This window comes from Micromonospora orduensis (assembly GCF_006228125.1).
Classification (GTDB): Bacteria; Actinomycetota; Actinomycetes; order Mycobacteriales; family Micromonosporaceae; genus Micromonospora; species Micromonospora orduensis.
Genome location: NZ_VDFY01000314.1, coordinates 1 through 19,934 on the forward strand (window position 1 = coordinate 1; position 19,934 = coordinate 19,934).

Here is a 19,934-nt window from a genome sequence, read left to right on the forward strand (position 1 = left end):
CCCCGCCCCCGTCCGACGGGCGCGACCCCGAGCGGCACGGCGACGGCGGCGCGAACCTGCGCACCACCATCGCCGCACTCGGGCAGCCCGACGAACAGCGGTGGGGCGGCTACGCCGCCGCGGTCGCCCGCTGGGAGCTGCTGCTCGGCCGCCCCGCGCCCGAACCCACGCAAACCGGCCGGCACGGCAAACCCGTCCTCGCGCCGCCGTTCGTGGAATGGCTCATGGGCCTGCCCGAGCACTGGGTCACCGACCCCACCCTCGGGCTGCCCCGCACCACCGCGCTGCGGGTCCTCGGCAACGGCGTCGTCCCCGCCCAAGCGGTGACCGCCCTGCGACGTCTGCTCTGCCAACACACCTAGCCGCTGCCAGCGCACGGTGGCCCGTCGCGGCGCATCCACACACCGTTCGCGACGAGCCACCACCCCGGCCGCCAGAACCCACAACGCTTGGGAGTCCATCGATGCCCGCCAACGTGCCCCGTGTCCGACGCCGACCCCCGCCGGCCGTACCCGCTGTCGACCAGAGCACAGCCAGCCACGACGAGCAGGATCCGCAGCTCTACACCCCAACAGAGGCCGCCGCCCGACTACGCGTGCCGGAGTCATGGCTGCGCCGACGCGCCGGCCGCCGCCAGATCCCCTGCACCTTCCTCGGCAAGCACCTGCGCTTCTCACCCGCCGACCTCGCCGCCATCATCGCCGCCGCCGCCCAACCCCCTACCGGCCGGCGCGGTACCCGGCGACGCCGGCACTCCACCGGCGACTTGCCCCACCCCGACAGTCACGCGTCAATCACCCCCGCACCCGACACCATTCGGACGGAGACCACACCATGGCCTGGGTAGAAAAGCGCGGCAACCGATTCCGCGTACGGCTGCGCATGCCCGACGGCACCGTCACCACCGACTCATCGCACGACCTGCGCGCCAACGCCATCATCCGCGCCAAGGAAATCGACGTCGAGGCGGCCCGAGACACCTACATCGACCCTCGCGGGGGACGCATCCCTCTCGCCGACTGGGTTCCGATCTGGGAGACAACCCACCAAGCGGGCCCCGCCACCTGGGCGGCCTACCGTAGCCACCTCCGGCTGCACATCCTGCCCGCCCTCGGCCCCCTGCCGCTGGTCGACATCCGCCGCCAACACGTCAAAACCCTAGCCGTCGCCCTGGGAAAACGCCTGTCACCACGATCGGTCGCCGACGTGATCATGGTCCTGTCGATGGTCCTGCAAGAGGCCGTCGAAGACCGACGCATCCCGTTCAACCCCTGCCGAGGAGTCCGCATCCCCAAAGGCATCCGCGCTGAGCGACCGCATGCCACCGCCGAGCAGGTCGCCGCAATCGTCGCCCGCCAAGCCCGCCCCAGCGACGGACTGCTCATCCTCACCGCCGCCTACACCGGCATGCGATGGGGAGAACTCACGGGCCTCACCCGCGGCAACGTCGACCTCAGCACCGGCAGCATCCACGTGCACCCCGACGTCGGCGCGCTGCACGAGGTCGAAGGCAAGCTGTTCCTCGGCCCGCCCAAGACCAACGACTCCGTCCGCCACGTCCGGCTGCCTCGCTTCCTGACCACCCTCCTCGCCGTCCACCTCGCCGAACAACCCCACGACATCGTGTTCCCTGGGGCTCGCGGTCATCACCAGCGGCGCTCCAACTTCAACCGGCGCGCCTGGACCCCCGCCGTCGCGGGCAACCCTCAACGGGGCATCCCACCGGTCCTGCCCGGCATGCACTTTCACGACCTGCGCCACACCCACAAAACCTGGCTCATCGAGGACGGCATCCCCGAGATCGCCCAAGCCCGCCGCCTCGGCCACCGCCTCGCCGGTGTGCGGGGCATCTACAGCCACGTCACCGAATCGATGATCAGAGCCATTGTCGATGCACTTCAACGGCGTTGGGAGACTATCCAGCCCGTCCGCGCCGGCGACACCTCCCGACGACTGCGCGCCGTGGCCTAGCAGAAGGGGAGGATGAGTCATGCTCCAGGCCTTCGTAGCGGAACCACCGTGCGCGGTGTGTGGACGACCGGCAGCACACGTCGAACTCGTCGCACCTGGTGCCCGACCTGCCGACTGGCAGCGCTGGTCACCGCAGCAGCGCGACGCCTACAACGCTGCCCGACAACGTCACGACGACCAGCAGTGGTGGCTGCTGTTCTCCGGGATCGTGGCGGGCAACGGATCCGGCCGACCGGTGGACCTGGCAGAGGCGAAACGAATCGCTGACGCCTTTACCCAGCCGTACCGGTACGCCGCTGTAACCTCCGCTGGCTTCTACGACGACGCCGGATTCTGCGGCGAGTGCGACGCCCCGTACTGCTACCACCACTGGGCCGTCTCCCGCACCGGCTACGGACGATGCCCTCGAAGCCACGGCAAGAGCCTCGACCCCCACTGGTGGCCCGATGATCTATGAAGCCCAGGACCCGCGCTCCGGCTGCCGCAGCGCCGGCCCGAACTGGTTGCCGGGCTCTCCGTGACGGCCGAATAGTCGGTGTGCGCTGTCCTTGCCCTGCTGGCTCACCTGCGTCGCATGATCGCGTGCAGCGTCCTGCCGCCCCCAACCTGCGTCACGGTGACCAGTTCCCATCCTGTGGCTGAGATGGTCGGCGGCGGCTAGGACCTGGCTGATGCTGTCGCCGCCAGCGGCAGAGGCGACCACGGCAAGATGCCCGGTGGGGGTAGGCGCGTAAATCGACCAGTTTGCTGCAGAACCGTCACCGCGGTGACGGAGCGGGAGCGAGCCACAGACTCAACGGTCTCGTGGGCATGTCTCGACGATAAGGGCAATCAGCACGGGCGGTTGCCTGGCCCAGCTGACGGTATGGAACGGCGCGCAAGCTCGGTCCCGGAAGCAGCCGCTGGTTGTCGGCCTCTGATGACGCTCCGGGTTACCCGGAGGGTGTGATCACAGCGATTCAGCGGCGCCCCGTGCGGTCACGACCTCGCCGGCCGTGCCGTCATCTGGAACGCCGAACCCACGGCCTGGGCCAGCCTCCTTAGCTGGAAGATGAACGGTTGTGGCCAGTCACTTGGCGCTTCGGGGCGGTTGAATCGCTGCAGATCCACTGTGATCTTTCGATGGGGGCGGGCCTCGGCGCAGCGGCGCTGAGGCCCACCCCAGGTGCCGACCCAATGGGTCGAATCCCGCCTGTCCGGTCGTGCGGATTGCGACGATGGGAACGGCCAGCAGTCGCAATCATGCAGGCACATCACCGGGGGGCGCGGCCGATGGGACGGATGCGGGGTATCCATGAGCGACCCGCCGGTCTGACCTACCAGCCGGACGTGGTCAGCAGCGACGAGGAACGGTCGTTGCTGGCCACGGTGGCGGCGCTCGACTTCCGCGAGATCCGGATGCACGGCCAGACCGCCCGCCGCACGGTGCGGTCCTTCGGCGTCGACTACGACTTCGGATCGTTCCAGCTCACCGAGGCCGAACCGATGCCAGTCGCACTGCAGGAGGTGCGGCGGCGGTGCGCCGACCTTGCCGGGGTGGCGGAGACGAGCCTGGTCGAGGCCCTGGTCACCCGCTATCCACCCGGCTCGGTCATCGGTTGGCACCGGGACGCGCCGGTTTTCGGGCCGACCGTGGTCGGCCTGTCGCTGGGTTCCGCCTGTGTGATGCGCTTTCAACGCGGCACGGCCGAGAAACGCCGGGTGTACGAGGTGGCGCTGGAGCCACGGTCGGCGTACGTGCTGTCCGGGGCCGTCCGCTCCAGCTGGCAGCACAGTATCCCGCCGGTGCCGGAGCTGCGGTACTCGGTCACCTTCCGGCAAGTTCGCCGGGGGGCAGGCAGAGGCAGTGGTGCCGAGGCCGGCGGCGTTCCCAACTCCGGCGCAACCGGCCCGGGGTGACGGGCAGCACCGCTAGCGTCGGGACCATGCCCGCCCGTCCGTCCCGCTGGTCGAGGCCGCTCCGGGTGCTGGAGCCGTCGTACCTGCAGGCGTTCGTCCTCTCCGGCGTGGTCACGGTGCTGGTCACCCGCGCTTTTCTCCAGGTGTCCGGCTATCCGCAACTCGGCGGCGGGCAGCCTCAGCGAGACCCAGCACCGGCGGGCCGACAAGTATCCGCCTTCGTCGGCGACTTCGGTGGTGACCTCATCCACGTCGATCGAGTCGTGGCAGAACGCGATGATCGCGGACGTGTCGAGGATGGCCTGACGGTTGGGTCGGTCACGCGGCGGGGCCCAGCCGCTTGCGGGCGTTCGCCGGGCGCCTTTGTCGCGCAGGGCGGCGCAGGGCACGCGCCTTGCCCTCAGTCCTGTTCCGCGAGGAGCGCTCTCCCGCCCCAAGGAGTAGCAGAGTTTAGGCCCGCTGTGGGAATCCCGTCGGACGAATTCTGGTCACAACGATCGAGGGCTGCCCGAGTCACGTCCCATTAGGCCGATTGCCGTCAGGAGTGAAATTGACCCCGGATGTCGCACAACCGCACCCGGGGTGTGTGGCACGCGCGCTCCTGCCAGGCCCAGACCCAGGCATAGTTGAACCCGTTGACCTGCATATATCGAGACTTCTACATGTCAGACCGCTTGTGCGATGCGGACTCACCGCTCAGGGGTCTAGTCAACAGAGCGTGCAGGAAGGCGATACCGTCTTCTCTCGCACCACCCACCACTGCGCACGCCGCTTTTGTCGCAGATGGAGGGAGGTGAGAGGTGGGAGCTGATCAGGACGGCCAGGCCCCCGACCGGACGACCGCCAGGCTTTACGCCTGGGCGGCCGTGCTCGGTGCGCTGGCGGCCCTTGTGAGCGCTCTTGCCGGATGCCTCCCCACCTGACCGCTGGCCAGATGGGGAGCACCGGTTGGACGGCCGTCGACCGTTTGGGTACGGGGGCGGCGGCCGTCCTCTCACTACGCGGACCGATAGAACCTATCCGCGCGGACGGCCCCGACTCTAATCGGCCTCACGCAGAACCTGAACCGATAGCGGCATCTTTCTCTGCCGGTGTACCCGCAATGGCCTTGCATGTGGGGCCTTTCCGCCGATCAGTCATTAGCTGCGGCCGTCTGGGCGGCCTCACGACGTCATGAAGTTTGTCCTGACGTCATGATCCGAGCGCCAGATAGCGAAAGGACCGCTATCGCTAGTTGCGGCATACCGATAGGCTGCCCATCGGCATCAACCGCCCAGCGGCCGGAGACCTCATGACCAACACCACCGACAGCACCACCGCACTAGCCGAGGCGCTCACCCGGCTCGACCGCGTCCGCACCCTCCGCGATGCACTCGCCCCCCTCACCCGGCTCATCACCGAAGCCGACGAAGAGGCACGCGCCGCAGTCATCGCCGCAGCCGCCGCCGGCATGTCCGAACGCGCCACCGCCGCGAAGCTCGGCGTCGCCCAACCAACCGTCCACAGCTGGCTCGACGGCCGCAACGCCCCGCCCATGCCCGCGCCGACCATCAGCGGGCGGGTGTGGCTGCTCCACAGCACCGCCCGCACTCTCGAGACGATCGTGCACCGCATGGAAGGCGAGCAGCTGCCTCGCCAGCACAGCGGGACGCAATCACCCCTTTCCCGGATCGTCAACGCCAGAAGGTCGCTGGGCGAAGCAGCGTTCTACCTCGCCGAGGCGGGCAGCAACCTGGAGCAACTCGGGAGCTGACCCGGCGCCACGTAGCGCCCCCCACGCCGACTGGTACGGCAAGGGCTGGCGCGGTCAGAGCACTCCGGCAAATACTCGACGACAGCCTGGGAGCAGATTGGGTGCACGTTAGCGAAGAGGCCTCGGCGCCCGAAGTGCTCACCGACGACTGGCAGGGACGAGGGCCTTGACCTGTGGTGAATGCGGTCGAGCGGTGCGGCGTGACCTCCCCCTGCCCGCGCTGTTCCATTCCGAAGGTCGCCGTGGCAATTCCGCCATGCTCCGTGCCTTGCGTGTCGTGGCACGCCGGTCCGACGGGGCCGTTTGCTCGGCCGCCCGGGCAGCGGGTGTGGCCCCGTGTGTTCCACGCAGTGACCCGGCGGGCCGGGCGTCGTCGCTACCGGGCGTCGGATCGAGGTCCGGGCCGGCGGACACGGCGAATGGAAGGCGGGCACGGCGATCGCGACGGTCAGCACCAGGAGACGATTGCGGTGCGTACCAGCCGCCGTTGGCACGCGACGAGCGCCGGATGAGGCGCGGGCCCCGCGGTCGCCACCAACGGGCCGACCAGCAGGGCCATGCTCGCCCGATGGGTGAGGTCCTCGAGCTCGCCGGGCTGGTCGTTGTTGCTGACGCTCCACTGCTCCAGTTCGATGTCACCCACCACGCGGCCGTCGTCAGTCCGCAGACCCAGACGAGGACCAAAGTCCCACGATCGAGCAACCCCGCCGACCTTTGCCGACCGCTTCAGACGTTTTGCGGCCCAGCGTGGATGGCTTAACCCGGCCGGGCATGAGTCGACGTGCTCAGCTTTGCTCGGCGAGGACGCGCGGGAGCTTCACCCCGTCACTCTCCGGGCTTCCTGAGCTGCCCGTTCTAGGGCAACTCGCTAACAATTCTCATAGTCGCCGTGCGAATGGCATCCGGTGATGTGGCCTTTATAGTTGTGATACGAGCGTTCGTGGCGCCGTCGCTAATGGCCACGTAACGCAGATCGGAGAATCGGGAACTTCCCTCACGCATGGCGGCGATAGGGGCCTTGCCGGCCGCAATGATGAGAGCACACTTCTGGAGTGCGAGGCTGTTGAAGTAGGCGGCTGCATTTGCCGGAGTCTGCGGTCCGGATACCGAAAGGTACTGCACCTTGGTGAGGGTGGCGACTGACGCCTCTTGCATGCCTGCCCAGGCTGCCTGTGCCTGCTCGCTGGCGAGTCCTTTGTCGTCTGTGAGTAGGCAGGCAGTCGTAGCACGGTATTGACGTTCCCGCAGGGGTGGCGAGGACTGCGGCCAGAGTGCCCATGTAGCGCAAGCGACGAAGAGCGCTGCCAGGGCTAGCGCGGTTGCCCTCCATTTCGGATGCTGCCAGGCCCGCATCGGCGTATCCCCCGTTCTTGATGTCCTGCGGGATCGTACTGTAGGCGCTGCGGCGGCGACCGTCCTCGCCTAATGGACATCGAGCCCCTACCTAAGGGCTGTCTCGTAACTGGGTGAACGCGTTGCCTGCGGCCGGGACCGTGGTCACCAGGTCAGGGCGATGTTGCGGAGGTTCGCGATGCCGGAGGCGGTGTCGGTCAATGTATGGGCGGCGCGGCGGTAGTCGCGCAGGATCTTCCAGCACTTGAGCCTGGCCAGGGCGGGTTCGACCTGAGCCCGGATCGTGCGGTGCTGTGCGTTCAGGTCTTCCTTCCAGGCCGGTAGCGGGCTGCCATCGCGCGGTTTGCGGTACGGGATGATCACCTCCGGGTTGCCGCGGTAGCCGCCGTCGGCCATGACTGGCCGTCCGGCCAGTTTCTGTTCGATGCCTAGACGATGGTGTCATTGCGGTTGCCGGGCTGGGGGTCTCCGAGGGCGATGACCAGGCGGGTGCTGGCGTCGATGGCTACCTGCAGGTTCGCCGAGTAGCGGTAGTTCTTGCTCGGGGCGGCCAGGCGGTGATCGCGGGTCGGGATAAGGGTGCCGTCGACGATCGCGATCTGGTCGACCGGCCGGCGATGGACTGGGGTGAGGGCAAGCGATGGTCCGAGGGTGTCGATGACCCGGTGGGCGGCGGAGTGCGACACCCCGAACAGCGGGCCGATCTGGCGCATGGTCAGGTTGGTGCGCCCAAAGGCGGCGACCAGCAGCAACCGGTCCGGCAGTTCGAGGGCCCACTGCCGGCCCGGCCGGCCGTCGGCGATCGCGTCCCCGCCACGCTCGGCGACCAGCCGGACCAGCCGGCGGAATTGGGCGGGCTGCAGCCCTGTGAACGGGAAGATCCACTCCGGACGCGACGCCGAAATCACCTGCACCCGGCCATCGTCAACTATCGCTCTACGCTGAAGATCACGGGGTTGCGTTACCGGAGACTCAGGTCCGTCCGTCATGATCGAACACGTGGCTGACCTCGTCGAACACCTAGAACGCTTTCTTGGCCCCATCCAAGGCGGCACCCCGGGCGGCGGCTCGACTCCTGCCGGCGTGCAGGTCATCCGATTCGGTGCTGATGCACCGTTCACCGGGGTCACCACATGGGCCACCCTCGGCCTGTCCAATCATCACCTGGGCCAACAGGGCGGAGGTGGCCTGCACCAGGAGTTGCTGATACATCTGCCCAACGCCCGGCAGCCGAGCAACACGGCCGGGGTGTTGTTCCAGGTGGCCGGCGAGCTGATCGAACGCGGGCGAGGCCTGGCGCGAGGCGAGGTGATCGGCCCCCGCGGACGAGTATTCCCCCAGACGGAGATGACCGCACTGGCGGCGACCACCCCGGCGTACCTCCCCGACTCGTTCGCGGTCTGCGACACGCCCGCCGCACCCACCGTGCTGACCTGGCTCGTTCCTCTCACGCAAGCAGAAGCCCAGTTCGCTCACGTTCACGGCTGGCCCGCACTGGAGGACATCTTCGTTGCGCAGAATCCTGACTTGACCGACCTCGGCCGCATGAGCGTGCAGTTACGAGACGTCCCTTAGAAGTTCCGGTGGAGCGCTGTGCCGCCGTCGAGCGGTGGTCCATCAACCGTCCTGTGCTGCGCCAGCCGTGGGAACCGCCGGGTTGGCGTGGCGAGTCAGTCGACCGCCTCATGGGCGGTGACGCGGCGGATCGTTCTGACGTCGGCCGTGGCGGCGCACCTGCGGCGCTGAGCCGCCCGACCATCCCAAGGGTGGCGACGCGCTCTCGGGTCCATCGGGCGCCGAGGTGGTTGAGATCCGGCCAGCAGCGTAACCATGGCAATTCGGGTTGTTGGGGGAGCTGCGCGGCCTGCAGGGTTAGCGCAGCGTCATTCGGTAGGGAATTCATCCATTTCCGCCGAGTATGGGCCGTCCCGCTGATGCCCCACCTGTCCGTTTGGGACTATTAACAGGTTAAAACGCACGTCCCAAATCTGGTTCCATTAGATGAGATCACCTGTGGTGATCATCGCTGGTGGAATGGGATGCCGTGCTGCGTGAGCGCTGTTGTTCTTGTGTTCTCAGCTTACGTACAGCAAGCTTCCGCGCAGTCTGTTCCGACGGGGGAGAACTGTCATGCGTGGTTGGCCGGCATCGGCTGGTGCGGTGAGCGAGTGCGGTCGGCCGAGACGCAGGGCAGGCGGCTTCACTCGGAGATTGGCCGTCCTCGTGACGTTGGCGCTCGTGCTATCCGTGGCGGTGCCGGCAGGTGCGGTTCCTCCCAGCCGTTCGGAGGGCTCCCTGTCGTGGCTGTGGGACTTGTTGTCCACTCGCCCGTCGTGGGCGTTCGCTGATCCGCCCACCCCGGAACAGAAGCGCGGCGTTTCCCCTGAGCGCGGACATTATGTGCCCGCCAAGTATGTAAACGACTTCGGAGATGAAGAAGACCGGGCGAAGGGTGAGCTGAAGCGCTACCAGCCGCACCGGCCGGATGCGAAGAGGGTCACGACACCTGCGGCGGGGGATGGCTTCAGCGTATCGGCCAGTAAGGCGGTTTCCTCTGGGGCGTCGCGGAACGGGGATCTCTTCCGGAACGCCGACGGCTCGTACACGCGCTGGGTCCACGAGCACCCGGTCAACTTCAAGGCCACGGATGGGTCTTGGCGGGCAATCGACAGCTCTCTGAAGCTGGGTCCGCAGGGGCGTCCCCAGGTGACCGCGAATTCGTTCGGCCTGAGTTTTGCCGACGGGTTGACGCGATCCGACGTCGGCTCGACAAGTCGATCCGGCGGGTCGGTCGCGGAGTCGGCGGAGTTGGCCGCCGCGGATGACCTCGTTCGGCTCACATTTGACGCTCGCCGGGAGTTGGCCTATTCGCTATCCGGTGCCTCGATCGGTCTGCCCGCGGTTGATCGGGAGATCGCCCGGTATGCCGGCGTCTACCAGAATGTGGACCTGGAACTGGCGGCCATGGCCGACGGGGTCAAGGAAACCCTGGTTTTCCGGTCGGCGGACGTGCCGACGTCGTACGAGTTCCCGCTGCGCCTCAAGGGGTTGACGGCTCGTGTGGGCGAGGCAGGGGCGGTCGAGTTCGTCGATGACGAGAGCGCCGTTGTCGCCACAATGCCGGTGGGCTACATGGAAGACGCGGCGGTTGGCGTCTCGGGTGCGGGTGCGATGTCGCACGACATCCGCTATTCGATCGACACCGGCGGCGAAGTACCTATTCTCAAGATGTCAGTCGACGCCACCTGGTTGCAGGACCCGGTGCGGAAATTCCCAGTGGTCTTGGATCCGACGATCGCGACGACAAGCGGTGACACGTACGTCCAGTCGGGAGTGTCTGAGTCGGATCGGAAAGCAGAGAATAACGTCGCGGTCGGAACGTTTGGATTGGACAACGGCGTTCCCGGCAAGGCCAAGGCACTGCTGCCGTTCCCAACCTTCGGCACATCGTACGCAGGGAAGAGGCTCAGCGCGGCCACCCTTAACGTGTTCATGTCCTACCAGGGGGTGGGTGGCCCTTGTGTGGCTCGGCAGTTCGATGTCCGCAGAGTTACCGCTAACTGGTCATCCTCGGTGAAGTATGACACATTCCCCGCGTATTCTGATCCGCTCGGTAGCGCTTCCCCGAGCAGCACGGCTGCCTGCAACAATACCACCTATCCGCCGCCCCGAAATGTCGGTACGTGGGTCGCTGTTCCTCTCGATACTGCGGGCGTCAACGAATGGGTGACCGGTAGTGGCAACTTCGGGCTGGCGCTGACCGCGTCGGAGACGGACACGGCCGCATGGAAACGGTTCACTTCCGTGGATGCGAATGTAATGTGTGCGCATCCCACGCGAGGCAGTATCCGGTGTGACCCCTTTATTGACATCACCTACAGCGACAATGTGCCGCCGCAGGTCGATTCGCAGTACCCTTCGAACAACTACGTGGTCGGTACGCTAACTCCGGAGCTGGCGGCCGGAGGCCACGACCCGGACAATTGGCCCAACAAGGGTTTGCGCTTCAACTTCCTCGTCTACAACGAGCAGGGGACGCAGGTTGCCTCATCCGGGTGGGTGCCCGGCGTTTGGAAGGTGCCCGCAGGCGTGCTCGCTTGGGGGAAGACCTACACGTACGCGGTCGAGGTTGATGACTTCTCGTCAAAGAATCCTACGGCGACGACAAAGTCGGCTTTCACCACTCAGGTTCCGCAGCCGATGGTGACGTCGACGTTGGCGCAGAACGGTGGAAAGGGTTACGAGGCGAACGTCGGTAACTACACCTCGTCTGATACGGACGCTCAGGTAGCCGTCGCCGGCCCGGCCCTGTCCATCACGCGTGACTACAACAGCCTCGACACCAGGGTCGATGGTGCCTTCGCTAGCGGTTGGTCCTCTGTCCTGGACATGCGGGCCCGAGACATCGTGGACGGCGCGGGTGTCCTGCAAACCGTGAATGTGCGGTACCCGAATGGGCAGGAGGTCGCCTTCGGCCGCAACAACGACGGCACCTTCATGGCACCGGCGGGGCGCTTCTCGGTCTTCAAATCCATCACGGGTGGGTATTCACTCACCGACAAGGATGCCACTGCGTACGAGTTCACGCGGTCTACCGGCAGTGGCGTCTACGCCATCACCAAGGTCACCGACTCGTCTGGGAGAGCGGTGACGTTCCGCTACGACGCGAACGGCCGCGTCGATCAGATGAAATCGACGTCGAGCCGGACGCTGTCGATCGCCTGGTCCACACCGCCGAACTCGGTACATCCACACGTCTCGTCCGTCACCACCGATCCCGCGGTGGCGGGTGCCGCGAACACGGCACTGACCTGGAATTACACGTACGACAACGACATGTTGACGAAGGTCTGCCCGCCGGGAACGACCACCAGCTGCGCTACTTATGAATACAACCGGGTCTCCCAGCACGCCACGACAGTGCTGAACACGGGTCCGTACTCGTTCTGGCGGTTGAACGAGGCGGCCGGTACGGCGGCAGCGGCCAGCTCCGTGCTGTCCAACGACGGCACTGACAATGCGACGTACAGCAATGCCGCCTTGGGAGGCTCAGGGCCGCTGGCCAACTCGACATCGACGTCTGCGGCGTTCAACGGCTCGACCTCGCTTGTCGCACTCCCCTCGAAGCCCGTCGCCGAGACGTCATACCAGTCGATCAGCATGTGGTTCCGGACCAGCACGCCCACGGGCGTCCTGTTCAGCTATCAACGGGACACGGTAGCCCCCGGCGCGACCACAACGGGCAAGTTCAACCCGACTCTGTACGTCGGATCGGACGGCAAGCTGCACGGCGCGTTCCCGACGGGAACCGACGGTGCGGCCATGTCGACGCCGAACACCGTGACCGATGGCCAATGGCATCACGTCGCGCTGGCCGGCAACGGCGGCAATCAGCAGCTCTACCTGGACGGTGCGCAGGTCGCCACGCTGACCGGCACCATCAAGCTCAGCGAGCTCGATGCGACAAAGAGCTACGTGGGCGCCGGATTCCTCGGTGGGGCTTGGCCCGACCAGCCGAACACGACCGCAACAGCCACCTACTTCAACGGCTCGGTTGCCGACGTCGCCTTTTTCAACAAGAGCCTGACCTTGCCGATGGTCGCCGCGATGCATTCATCGGGCAGGACCGGCACCGCGCAGCTGACCAAGGTGACGAGCGAGGCCGGCCGGGTGCAGGCTGAGGTTTCCTACGACACGGTCAGCGGCCGGACCAGCACGGTGACGGACGAGAACGGCAGCGTGTGGAAGATCGGCGCACCGACGGCGTACGGGTCCAGCCAGGTCTACGTCTCCTCAGTGTTGGGCTCTCAGCCGACCGACTACTGGCGTCTGGGTGACGTCCAAGCGCCGGTCGACGCCGTCAACGTCGTTCACAGCAACGAGGCCCGATACAACAACGTCACGTTCGACACCACCCAACCAAACACCACCAGCCCGTTCCCGGATACCTACGGCGCCGTCTTCAACGGCACCTCCTCCTTCGTGAAGCCCTACAACCCCAACAATCAGGCATACCCGGGCACCGACTATCCGCTGACCGAGGCGACCACGGTCGAGATGTGGTTCAAGGTTCCGGCGAACCACGCCGCCAGCGGAGTGCTCTACTCCTACCAGTTCGCACAGTTGGGCGCGTCGATCGCCGCTAGCTGGACCCCGGCGTTGTACGTCGGCGCCGACGGCTACCTCCGCGGGGGTTTCTGGACGGGCAGCGCGGCACCGGTCACCTCGGCGAAGAAGGTCAACGACGGGCAGTGGCACCACGTCGTCCTGTCCGCGTCGAACACCCTGCAGTTGCTGTACCTCGACAACACGATCGTGGGCGGCACCGCGGCGATGGTCGCCACCAACGCCGCGCACTCCTACATCGGCGCCGGCGCCACCCGGGGGTGGCCCGGATCGTCGGGCGATGTGAGCTACTTCAAGGGCAACATCGCCGAGGTCGCGTACTACAACCGCGCTCTGTCGCCGTTCGAGGTTGACGCGCACTTCAGGGCGTCGAAGAGCAGCCTGGCTGTCGGGACGACGCCGACGCTGACGCCCGTGTCAAGTGTCACGATCACCGACCCCACCCAAAAGACATCGAAGCAGGTCTTCGACCTGCTCAACGGTGGCCGGATGGTCGCCTCGACCGACGTCTTGGGCCAGACGACGTCCTTCGGCTACGACATCGGCGGGTACGAGTCGGTGGTCTACGACCCACTCGGCATGAAGTCGGTGACCGGCCGTGACGTACGAGGCAACACCATTCGATCCACGGTGTGCCGCGATCAGGAATACTGCGACACCACCTACTACAAGTACTGGCCCGACGCGACAACGGTGAACCTAACCCCGGACCCGCGCAACGATCAGCTGATCGAGATTCGCGACGCCAGGTCACAGTCCGAGTCGGACAACAAATACCTCACGAAGCTCGCCTACGACACCTCCGGCAACCGACTGAGCATGACCACGCCGCCCATCCCCGGTTATCCGAATGGGCGCACCACGACCATGACGTACACGACCGCGACGACGGCGGCAGTGGGCGGTGGCACGACTCCGGCCGGGCTGCCGCTGACCACGAAATCTCCGGGCAACGCCCAGCAGAGCACCGAGTACAACGCAGCCGGCGACGTGGTGCGAGTGACCGACGCCGCCGGCCTGGCCACCGAGTTCAGCTATGACGGGCTTGGACGCACAGTGACCAAGACCGTCAAAGCCGGTGCTCCGACAGGCGACCTGACCACCACCTTCGTCTACGACTCCGACGGCCAGGTCGTCGAGCAAATCGACCCACCGGTGCTCAACCAGGTCACCGGTGCCACGCACACCGCGAAGACGACCACCTCATATGACGCCGACGGCAACGTGACCTACCGCAAGGTCGAAGACACCACCGGCGGAGACGCGTACCGCGACGCCAGCAGCTTCTACAACAGCTACGGCCAGGTGGTGAAAACCGTCGACGCGGCCGGCACGGTCACCTTGTTCGAGTACGACCCGTACGGCAACAACACCAAGACAGTCACCTGCGACAGCAACCCGAGCCCATCGGCCCCCTGTCCCACCGGCGATCGGCTGCGGACCGTGGAGGAGATCTACGACGCGGCAGGCCAACAGCTCACCACCACGGTCACAGGCCAGGACGGCACCGCCACCCGCGTGTCGTCGAAGGCGTACTACGCCAACGGCAACCTCGCCTCGGACACCGACGCGATGAACTGGGTCACCAGTTACGAGTACGACCTGAACGACAACGTCACCAAGGTCACCCGGACCGACGGCGTGAAATCCTTCGTTCAGGAGGAGAACAAATACGACGCGGTCGGGAATCCCACCTCGCGCCGGTCGGACAACGGGGCGAACTGGTCGACGTTCGAGTACGACGAGGCGAACCGGCTGCGCAAATCGGTCCTCCAGCCCTTCGATCTACACCGCGTCACCAGCTACCAGTACGACGCGGACGATCATCCGACCAGCACCCGGAACTCCGTCGGTCAGCTAGAGACACCCCTTCAGACCATCGATAACACGTACGACCCGATGGGGAACGTGACCTCCGAGAGTGTCAGCGTCAACCACAGTTCCGGACCATCGGGCTGGTGGAAGATGGAGGAGCCCGGACCGGCGTGGGAAGCGTTCGACTCGTCGCCATCCCAGCAAACCCTGGCTTCCTACAATGGCGCCATCGCGCGTTCGGGCGGCGCCGCCGTCTTCAACGGGACGACGTTGTACCAAACGCAGCAACCCGTCCTCAACACCACGCAGTCGTACTCGGTCTCCGCCTGGGTAAAGCTGAACAACTTCACTACCTACCAGACGTTCGTGGGCGAAGGTGGATCAAACCACGGAGCCTTCTTCCTTCAGTACAGCAAGGGCCTGAACAAGTGGGCGTTCATCTCGCCCAGCAGCGACTCGGCGTCACCGTCTGCCTACTACTCAGCCAGCTCCGCAGCTTCGTTGACTACCAACACCTGGGTGCACCTGGTCGGCGTCTTCGACTCGGGTACCAAGGCCATGACGTTGTATGTCAACGGCGCCCAGGGAGGCACGGGCACCAACCCCACGCCGTTCAACGCGATTACGCCATTGGGTGTCGGCGGAGTCATGATCGGCGCCCGTGAGGGCGACTACGTCAACGGGGCCATGGACAACGTGCAGGTCTTCCAACGCGCGTTGTCGGCGTCGGAGGCCTCGACGTTGTATGGCGCAGGCAACGGCCGTAGCGCCGATACGACGGTCACCGGCCAGAGGCTGACCACCAAGTACACGGTTGACAAGCGCGGCCTAACCACTGCGATGACCGACCCGATGGGCAACCTGACGAGCTATGAGTACGACAGCGCCGGGCAACTGGCGAAGGTTGTCGCGCCGTCGGTGTCGACGGAGACGTCCGGAGGGGCCGGACCGGTACCGGCGGTGCCGGTGTCACGGACCGGCTACAACACCTTCGGTGAGGCAACGGAGACCCAAGACCCACTGACCAACACAGTCACCACCCGTTACGACGCGGCAGGCCGCCCAGTCGAAACGCGCCTGCCCGACTACACCCCACCCGGCGGCAGCACAATCACCGACGCGAAAACCATCACTGTCTACGACAAGCTCAGCCAGGTCGCGTCAACCACCGACCCGCTCGGCAAGACCACGACCTACGGATATGACTCACTCGGCAACACAGTGAGGGTGACCGATCCGCGTGGGAAGGTGTCGACCGCGGCCTACAACAAGGTCGGCGACCCGATCGAGTCCGTCGACCCAACTGGCGCCAAGACGACGGCGACGTACGACTTCCTGGGCCGCAAGCTCACGTCGAGCCAGGTGGTCCGACAGCCCACCCCGACCACGAACACCACCACCTACGACTACGGCTCAGGCGCGTACGGAACGACGCCCGCCGCAGGCCCCTGGCTGCAGAAGGTGACTTCCCCCGATGGAGTCGTCACGTCGTCGACGTACAACTGGGTCGGTGAACCGCTGACCGTTAAAGACGGCGCCGGCAACGTCACCACCACCGAATACGACGGCCTCGGGCGTGCCGTCAAGACGATCCTGGCGGACAACACCAAGCAGACGCTCTCGTACGACGGCGCCGGCCGGGTGGTGCAGACCCAGAACCTCGACGCTTCCAATGCCGTGCTCACCACCCAGTCGATGGGCTACGACGACAACGGCAACGTCACCTCGGTCAAGGACGCCCGAAACACCACCACCACATTCAGCTACGACGCCCTCGGCCGCGTCACCGGCGAAGTCCAGCCCGTCACCGCCACCAAGTCCATCGGCACCTCGTTCGGATACGACCTGGCGGGCAACCGCACTCGCTTCACCGACGGTCGCGGCAACCCGTTCTGGACGACCTACAACTCGTGGGGACTGCCGGAATCGCAGATCGAACCGTCCACGACGGCCTACCCCAACCCCGCAGACCGCACCTTCACCACCAGCTACGACGCTGCGGGCCGGCCCAAGAAGCAGACGATGCCGGGCGGGGTCACCGTCTCCAACACCTATGACGAGATGGGCCGGATCAAGCAGATCTCCGGCGCGGGCGCCGAGGTGGCCACGGCCGACCGGATGTTCGACTACGACGACGCGGGGCGGCTCACCTCCCTGTCCGTGCCGTCCGGAACGAACACACTCTCCTACGATGACCGCGGTCTCCCGCTCACCATCAGCGGGCCCAACGACAACGCCTCGTTCTCCTACACCAGAGACGGCCGCATGGCATCGCGCAGCGATGCCGCCGGCACGACCAGTTACACCTACGACACGGCCGGCCGATTCAAGACCGCGACCAACCCCACCACCGGGATCAACCTGACCATCGGTTACAACAACCTGTCGCTGCCAGCCGCCATCACCTACGGCACGAACAACAACGTCCGCACACTCACCTACGACGCCCTGCACCGGCTGAAGACCGACACCGTCAAGACATCAAACGGCGCGCAGACCCTCGGCTCGATCACCTACGGGTACGACAACAACGGCAACGAAACGTCGAAGGTCACCACCGGATTCACCGGAGCCGGATCGAACACCTATACCTACGACCTGGCCGACCGGTTGACGTCCTGGACCAACGGCTCCACCACCAGCTACACCTACGACGACTCCGGTAACCGGACCCAGGCCGGCGCGAAGGTGTTCACCTACGACGCCCGCAACCAGTTGACGGCCCAGACCGGAGTGGGCTCGTACGCATACACCGCTCGGGGCACGCTGCGCCAGACGACCGTGGGCACGGTCACCTACGCCACGACGTCGAACGCGTTCGGTGAGGTGCTGTCCCAGCAGGGCACGGGTGGTGTCACCAGCACCTACCAGTACGACGCGTTGGGTCGGGTGGTACGACCCGGGTTCAAGTACTCGGGCCTGGGCAACACCCTGGCCCAGGACAACACCGCCACCTACACGCGGGGCCCCGAGGACGCCCTGATCGGCGTCGGGTCCGGCGCCGGAGCGAGCTCCCTGTACGCCTGGACCGACCAGCACACCGACCTGGTCGGACTGCTCACCGCGAGCGGCGCGACTCTTTCAGCATCCACCACCTACAACCCTCTCGGCACAGTCACCGCGACATCCGGAATGGCAGGCAGCCTCGGCTACCAATCCGAGTGGACCGACTCGACCACCGGGCGGGTGAACATGCTCGCCCGCTGGTACAACCCGGACACCGCGCAGTTCGACTCCCGCGACACGGTCGCCAACAATCCCCTGCCGGATTCGGTCACCGCCAACCGCTTCCAGTACGGCGACGCCAACCCCCTCACCACCACCGACCCGACCGGGCACTGGGGCATCAAGAGCTTCTTCAAGGCCGCGGTGAAGGTCGTGAGTAACCCGGTCGCGACGTACAAGGCGGCGGTCAAGACCGTGACCAAGGCCTACGACTACGTCAAGACGGCGACGAAAAAGGTCGTCACAGTGGCGAAGAAGGCCGTCAGCAAGGCGAAGAAGGCGTACAACGTCGTCAAGGAATCCACCGTCCGCTGGGCGAAGAAAAAGATCAACACCGTCAAGGACGCCTACCACTCGGCCAACAAATGCCTCTCGAGTGGGGTCGGGAAATGTGTGAAGGCGACCGCGAAGAAGGCGGTCAAGTCAGCCGTGGCGAGTGTGCAGTCCACGGTCGACGCCATCAAACAGGATCCGTGGAAGTTCTTCGCCTCGGCAGCAGTCGGCTTGGCCGCAGCGGTCGCGGTCGGGGCACTGTGCGCCACCGGTGTGGGGTGCTTGATCCTGGCCGGCGCGGTCGCGGGCGCGATGTCGGCGGGCGCGGGCTACATGACTGACGTTGCCCAGGGAGATGAAGACTTCTCCTGGAGCGGGCTGGCCAGCAACATGGTCGAGGGCGGTCTCGATGGCGCGTGGTCGGCCGGGGCAAGTCGACTGACCGGCGGTCTTGGCACCAAGTTTCGCGGCGGGTCTGGCGGCCGGATGCCCCGGGTCTCCAGCCGCGCCGCAGGTACGGGTGGGTCGCCGTCGTCCGCGCCGGAGCGGTCTCGTTCCCAGGAGAGTTCCTCGTCAGGGTCAGGGTGTTCGCGACACAGCTTCGACCCTGCAACGCGGGTGTTGATGGCGAACGGGAACACCAAACCGATCGAGGATGTCGAACTCGGCGACGAGGTGGCCACGACGGATCCCGCCACCGGCGAAAGCACGCCCCAAAAGGTCACCTACCTGCATGTCAACGTTGATGACGACCTGACCGATGTCACTGTCCGCGACGGTAAGGCCGGCGCGACGTCGGTGGTGAAGACGACCGAGCATCACCCATTCTGGGACGCCACGGACCGGCGATGGGTGGACGCCGCGCAGTTGACGCCGGGACACCGACTGCTCGTCCACGACGACAAGCGGCTCGAGGGCGACAGCACCGGCGCCGGTATGGGCGGCGGCGGACCAGGACACACCGTCACCGTCGTCCAGGTCGCCAACGTCGACGGCAGCAAGACCATGCGCGACCTCACCGTCGACAACACCCACACGTACTATGTGGTCGTCGGCGACCAGCCGGTTCTCGTACACAACTGCGGCGAGGCCGGGGATGCCTCCTTCGTCCGGTACCAGAACTTGCCCGCAAAGGCGGGACCGTGGAAGGCCTATCAGGAACACGTCACGGGACGCGACTACGAAGAAGTTTGGAGTCATAATGGCCGCAATGTTCAAGTTGACGGCGGGCCTCGGAGCTATGTCGTAGAGGCGAAGTGGATGGGTCGCAATGACGCAGCGTTCGAGTCCTCGCCGTATCATCCGAGCAATTTCTTCGATGAGGCAAAATTTATCGACCAAACTCAGCGGCTTCTCGATCTCGGCCGTGACCAGAGAAGCAAGGGAGTGCGCTACGCGGTGTCCAACAAGGTTGGCGCGGACTTCACTCGCGCCCTATTTCGGGAACGGTTTCCTGAAGAGATGGAGAGCGGTTTCCTGGGCGTGTTTCATGTCCCTGGCGACGGTATGTGAGGTGGAG

At 65.9% G+C, this 19,934-nt stretch carries 8 protein-coding genes and 2 pseudogenes; 8 read left to right on the top strand and 2 right to left on the bottom strand.

Annotated elements, in window-relative coordinates; genetic code table 11:
* The 6 genes and pseudogenes from FHG89_RS32305 to FHG89_RS32335 all read left to right on the top strand — a co-directional run.
* Window positions 1–362 (top strand): annotated as a pseudogene (locus FHG89_RS32305) (hypothetical protein); the annotation flags it as partial.
* A gap of 101 nt (window positions 363–463) precedes the next feature.
* Window positions 464–847 (top strand): helix-turn-helix domain-containing protein, encoded by a 384-nt coding sequence (locus FHG89_RS32310; RefSeq protein ID WP_139588170.1) that lies wholly within the window; start codon window positions 464–466, stop codon window positions 845–847.
* Window positions 835–1,971, top strand: a complete 1,137-nt coding sequence (locus FHG89_RS32315; RefSeq protein ID WP_139588171.1) for a tyrosine-type recombinase/integrase — start codon at window positions 835–837, stop codon at window positions 1,969–1,971. The genes FHG89_RS32310 and FHG89_RS32315 overlap by 13 nt, the downstream gene beginning before the upstream one ends.
* Window positions 1,972–1,990: 19 nt before the next feature.
* Window positions 1,991–2,428 carry a hypothetical protein gene (locus FHG89_RS32320; protein WP_139588172.1) on the top strand — a complete coding sequence of 146 codons (438 nt, stop codon included), beginning with the start codon at window positions 1,991–1,993 and terminating at the stop codon, window positions 2,426–2,428.
* An 824-nt stretch (window positions 2,429–3,252) separates the two neighbouring features.
* Window positions 3,253–3,870 (top strand): alpha-ketoglutarate-dependent dioxygenase AlkB, encoded by a 618-nt coding sequence (locus FHG89_RS32325; protein ID WP_208761185.1) that lies wholly within the window; start codon window positions 3,253–3,255, stop codon window positions 3,868–3,870.
* A gap of 1,291 nt (window positions 3,871–5,161) precedes the next feature.
* Complete coding sequence (locus FHG89_RS32335; protein ID WP_139588174.1) at window positions 5,162–5,623, top strand: helix-turn-helix domain-containing protein; 462 nt, start codon at window positions 5,162–5,164, stop codon at window positions 5,621–5,623.
* Between the two features lie 448 nt (window positions 5,624–6,071).
* Here FHG89_RS32335 and FHG89_RS32340 read toward each other — a convergent pair whose 3' ends face one another.
* Complete coding sequence (locus FHG89_RS32340; protein WP_167517583.1) at window positions 6,072–6,269, bottom strand: hypothetical protein; 198 nt, start codon at window positions 6,267–6,269, stop codon at window positions 6,072–6,074.
* An 851-nt stretch (window positions 6,270–7,120) separates the two neighbouring features.
* Window positions 7,121–7,890: pseudogene (locus FHG89_RS32345) on the bottom strand (transposase family protein).
* A gap of 85 nt (window positions 7,891–7,975) precedes the next feature.
* On the opposite strand from FHG89_RS32345, the gene FHG89_RS32350 reads away from it, so the two are divergent.
* Together FHG89_RS32350 and FHG89_RS32355 are read left to right on the top strand one after the other, a co-directional pair.
* Window positions 7,976–8,551 (top strand): suppressor of fused domain protein, encoded by a 576-nt coding sequence (locus tag FHG89_RS32350; protein WP_167517584.1) that lies wholly within the window; start codon window positions 7,976–7,978, stop codon window positions 8,549–8,551.
* Between the two features lie 636 nt (window positions 8,552–9,187).
* Window positions 9,188–19,927 carry a LamG-like jellyroll fold domain-containing protein gene (locus tag FHG89_RS32355; protein ID WP_167517585.1) on the top strand — a complete coding sequence of 3,580 codons (10,740 nt, stop codon included), beginning with the start codon at window positions 9,188–9,190 and terminating at the stop codon, window positions 19,925–19,927.
* The last annotated feature ends 7 nt before the right edge of the window (window positions 19,928–19,934 follow it).

What these genes read in the sequence shown, in the direction of transcription:
- FHG89_RS32310 (WP_139588170.1), top strand. Translation starts at nt 464, where the DNA reads ATGCCCGCCAACGTGCCCCGTGTCCGACGCCGACCCCCGCCGGCCGTA.
- FHG89_RS32315 (WP_139588171.1), top strand. Translation starts at nt 835, where the DNA reads ATGGCCTGGGTAGAAAAGCGCGGCAACCGATTCCGCGTACGGCTGCGC.
- FHG89_RS32320 (WP_139588172.1), top strand. Translation starts at nt 1,991, where the DNA reads ATGCTCCAGGCCTTCGTAGCGGAACCACCGTGCGCGGTGTGTGGACGA.
- FHG89_RS32325 (WP_208761185.1), top strand. Translation starts at nt 3,253, where the DNA reads ATGCGGGGTATCCATGAGCGACCCGCCGGTCTGACCTACCAGCCGGAC.
- FHG89_RS32335 (WP_139588174.1), top strand. Translation starts at nt 5,162, where the DNA reads ATGACCAACACCACCGACAGCACCACCGCACTAGCCGAGGCGCTCACC.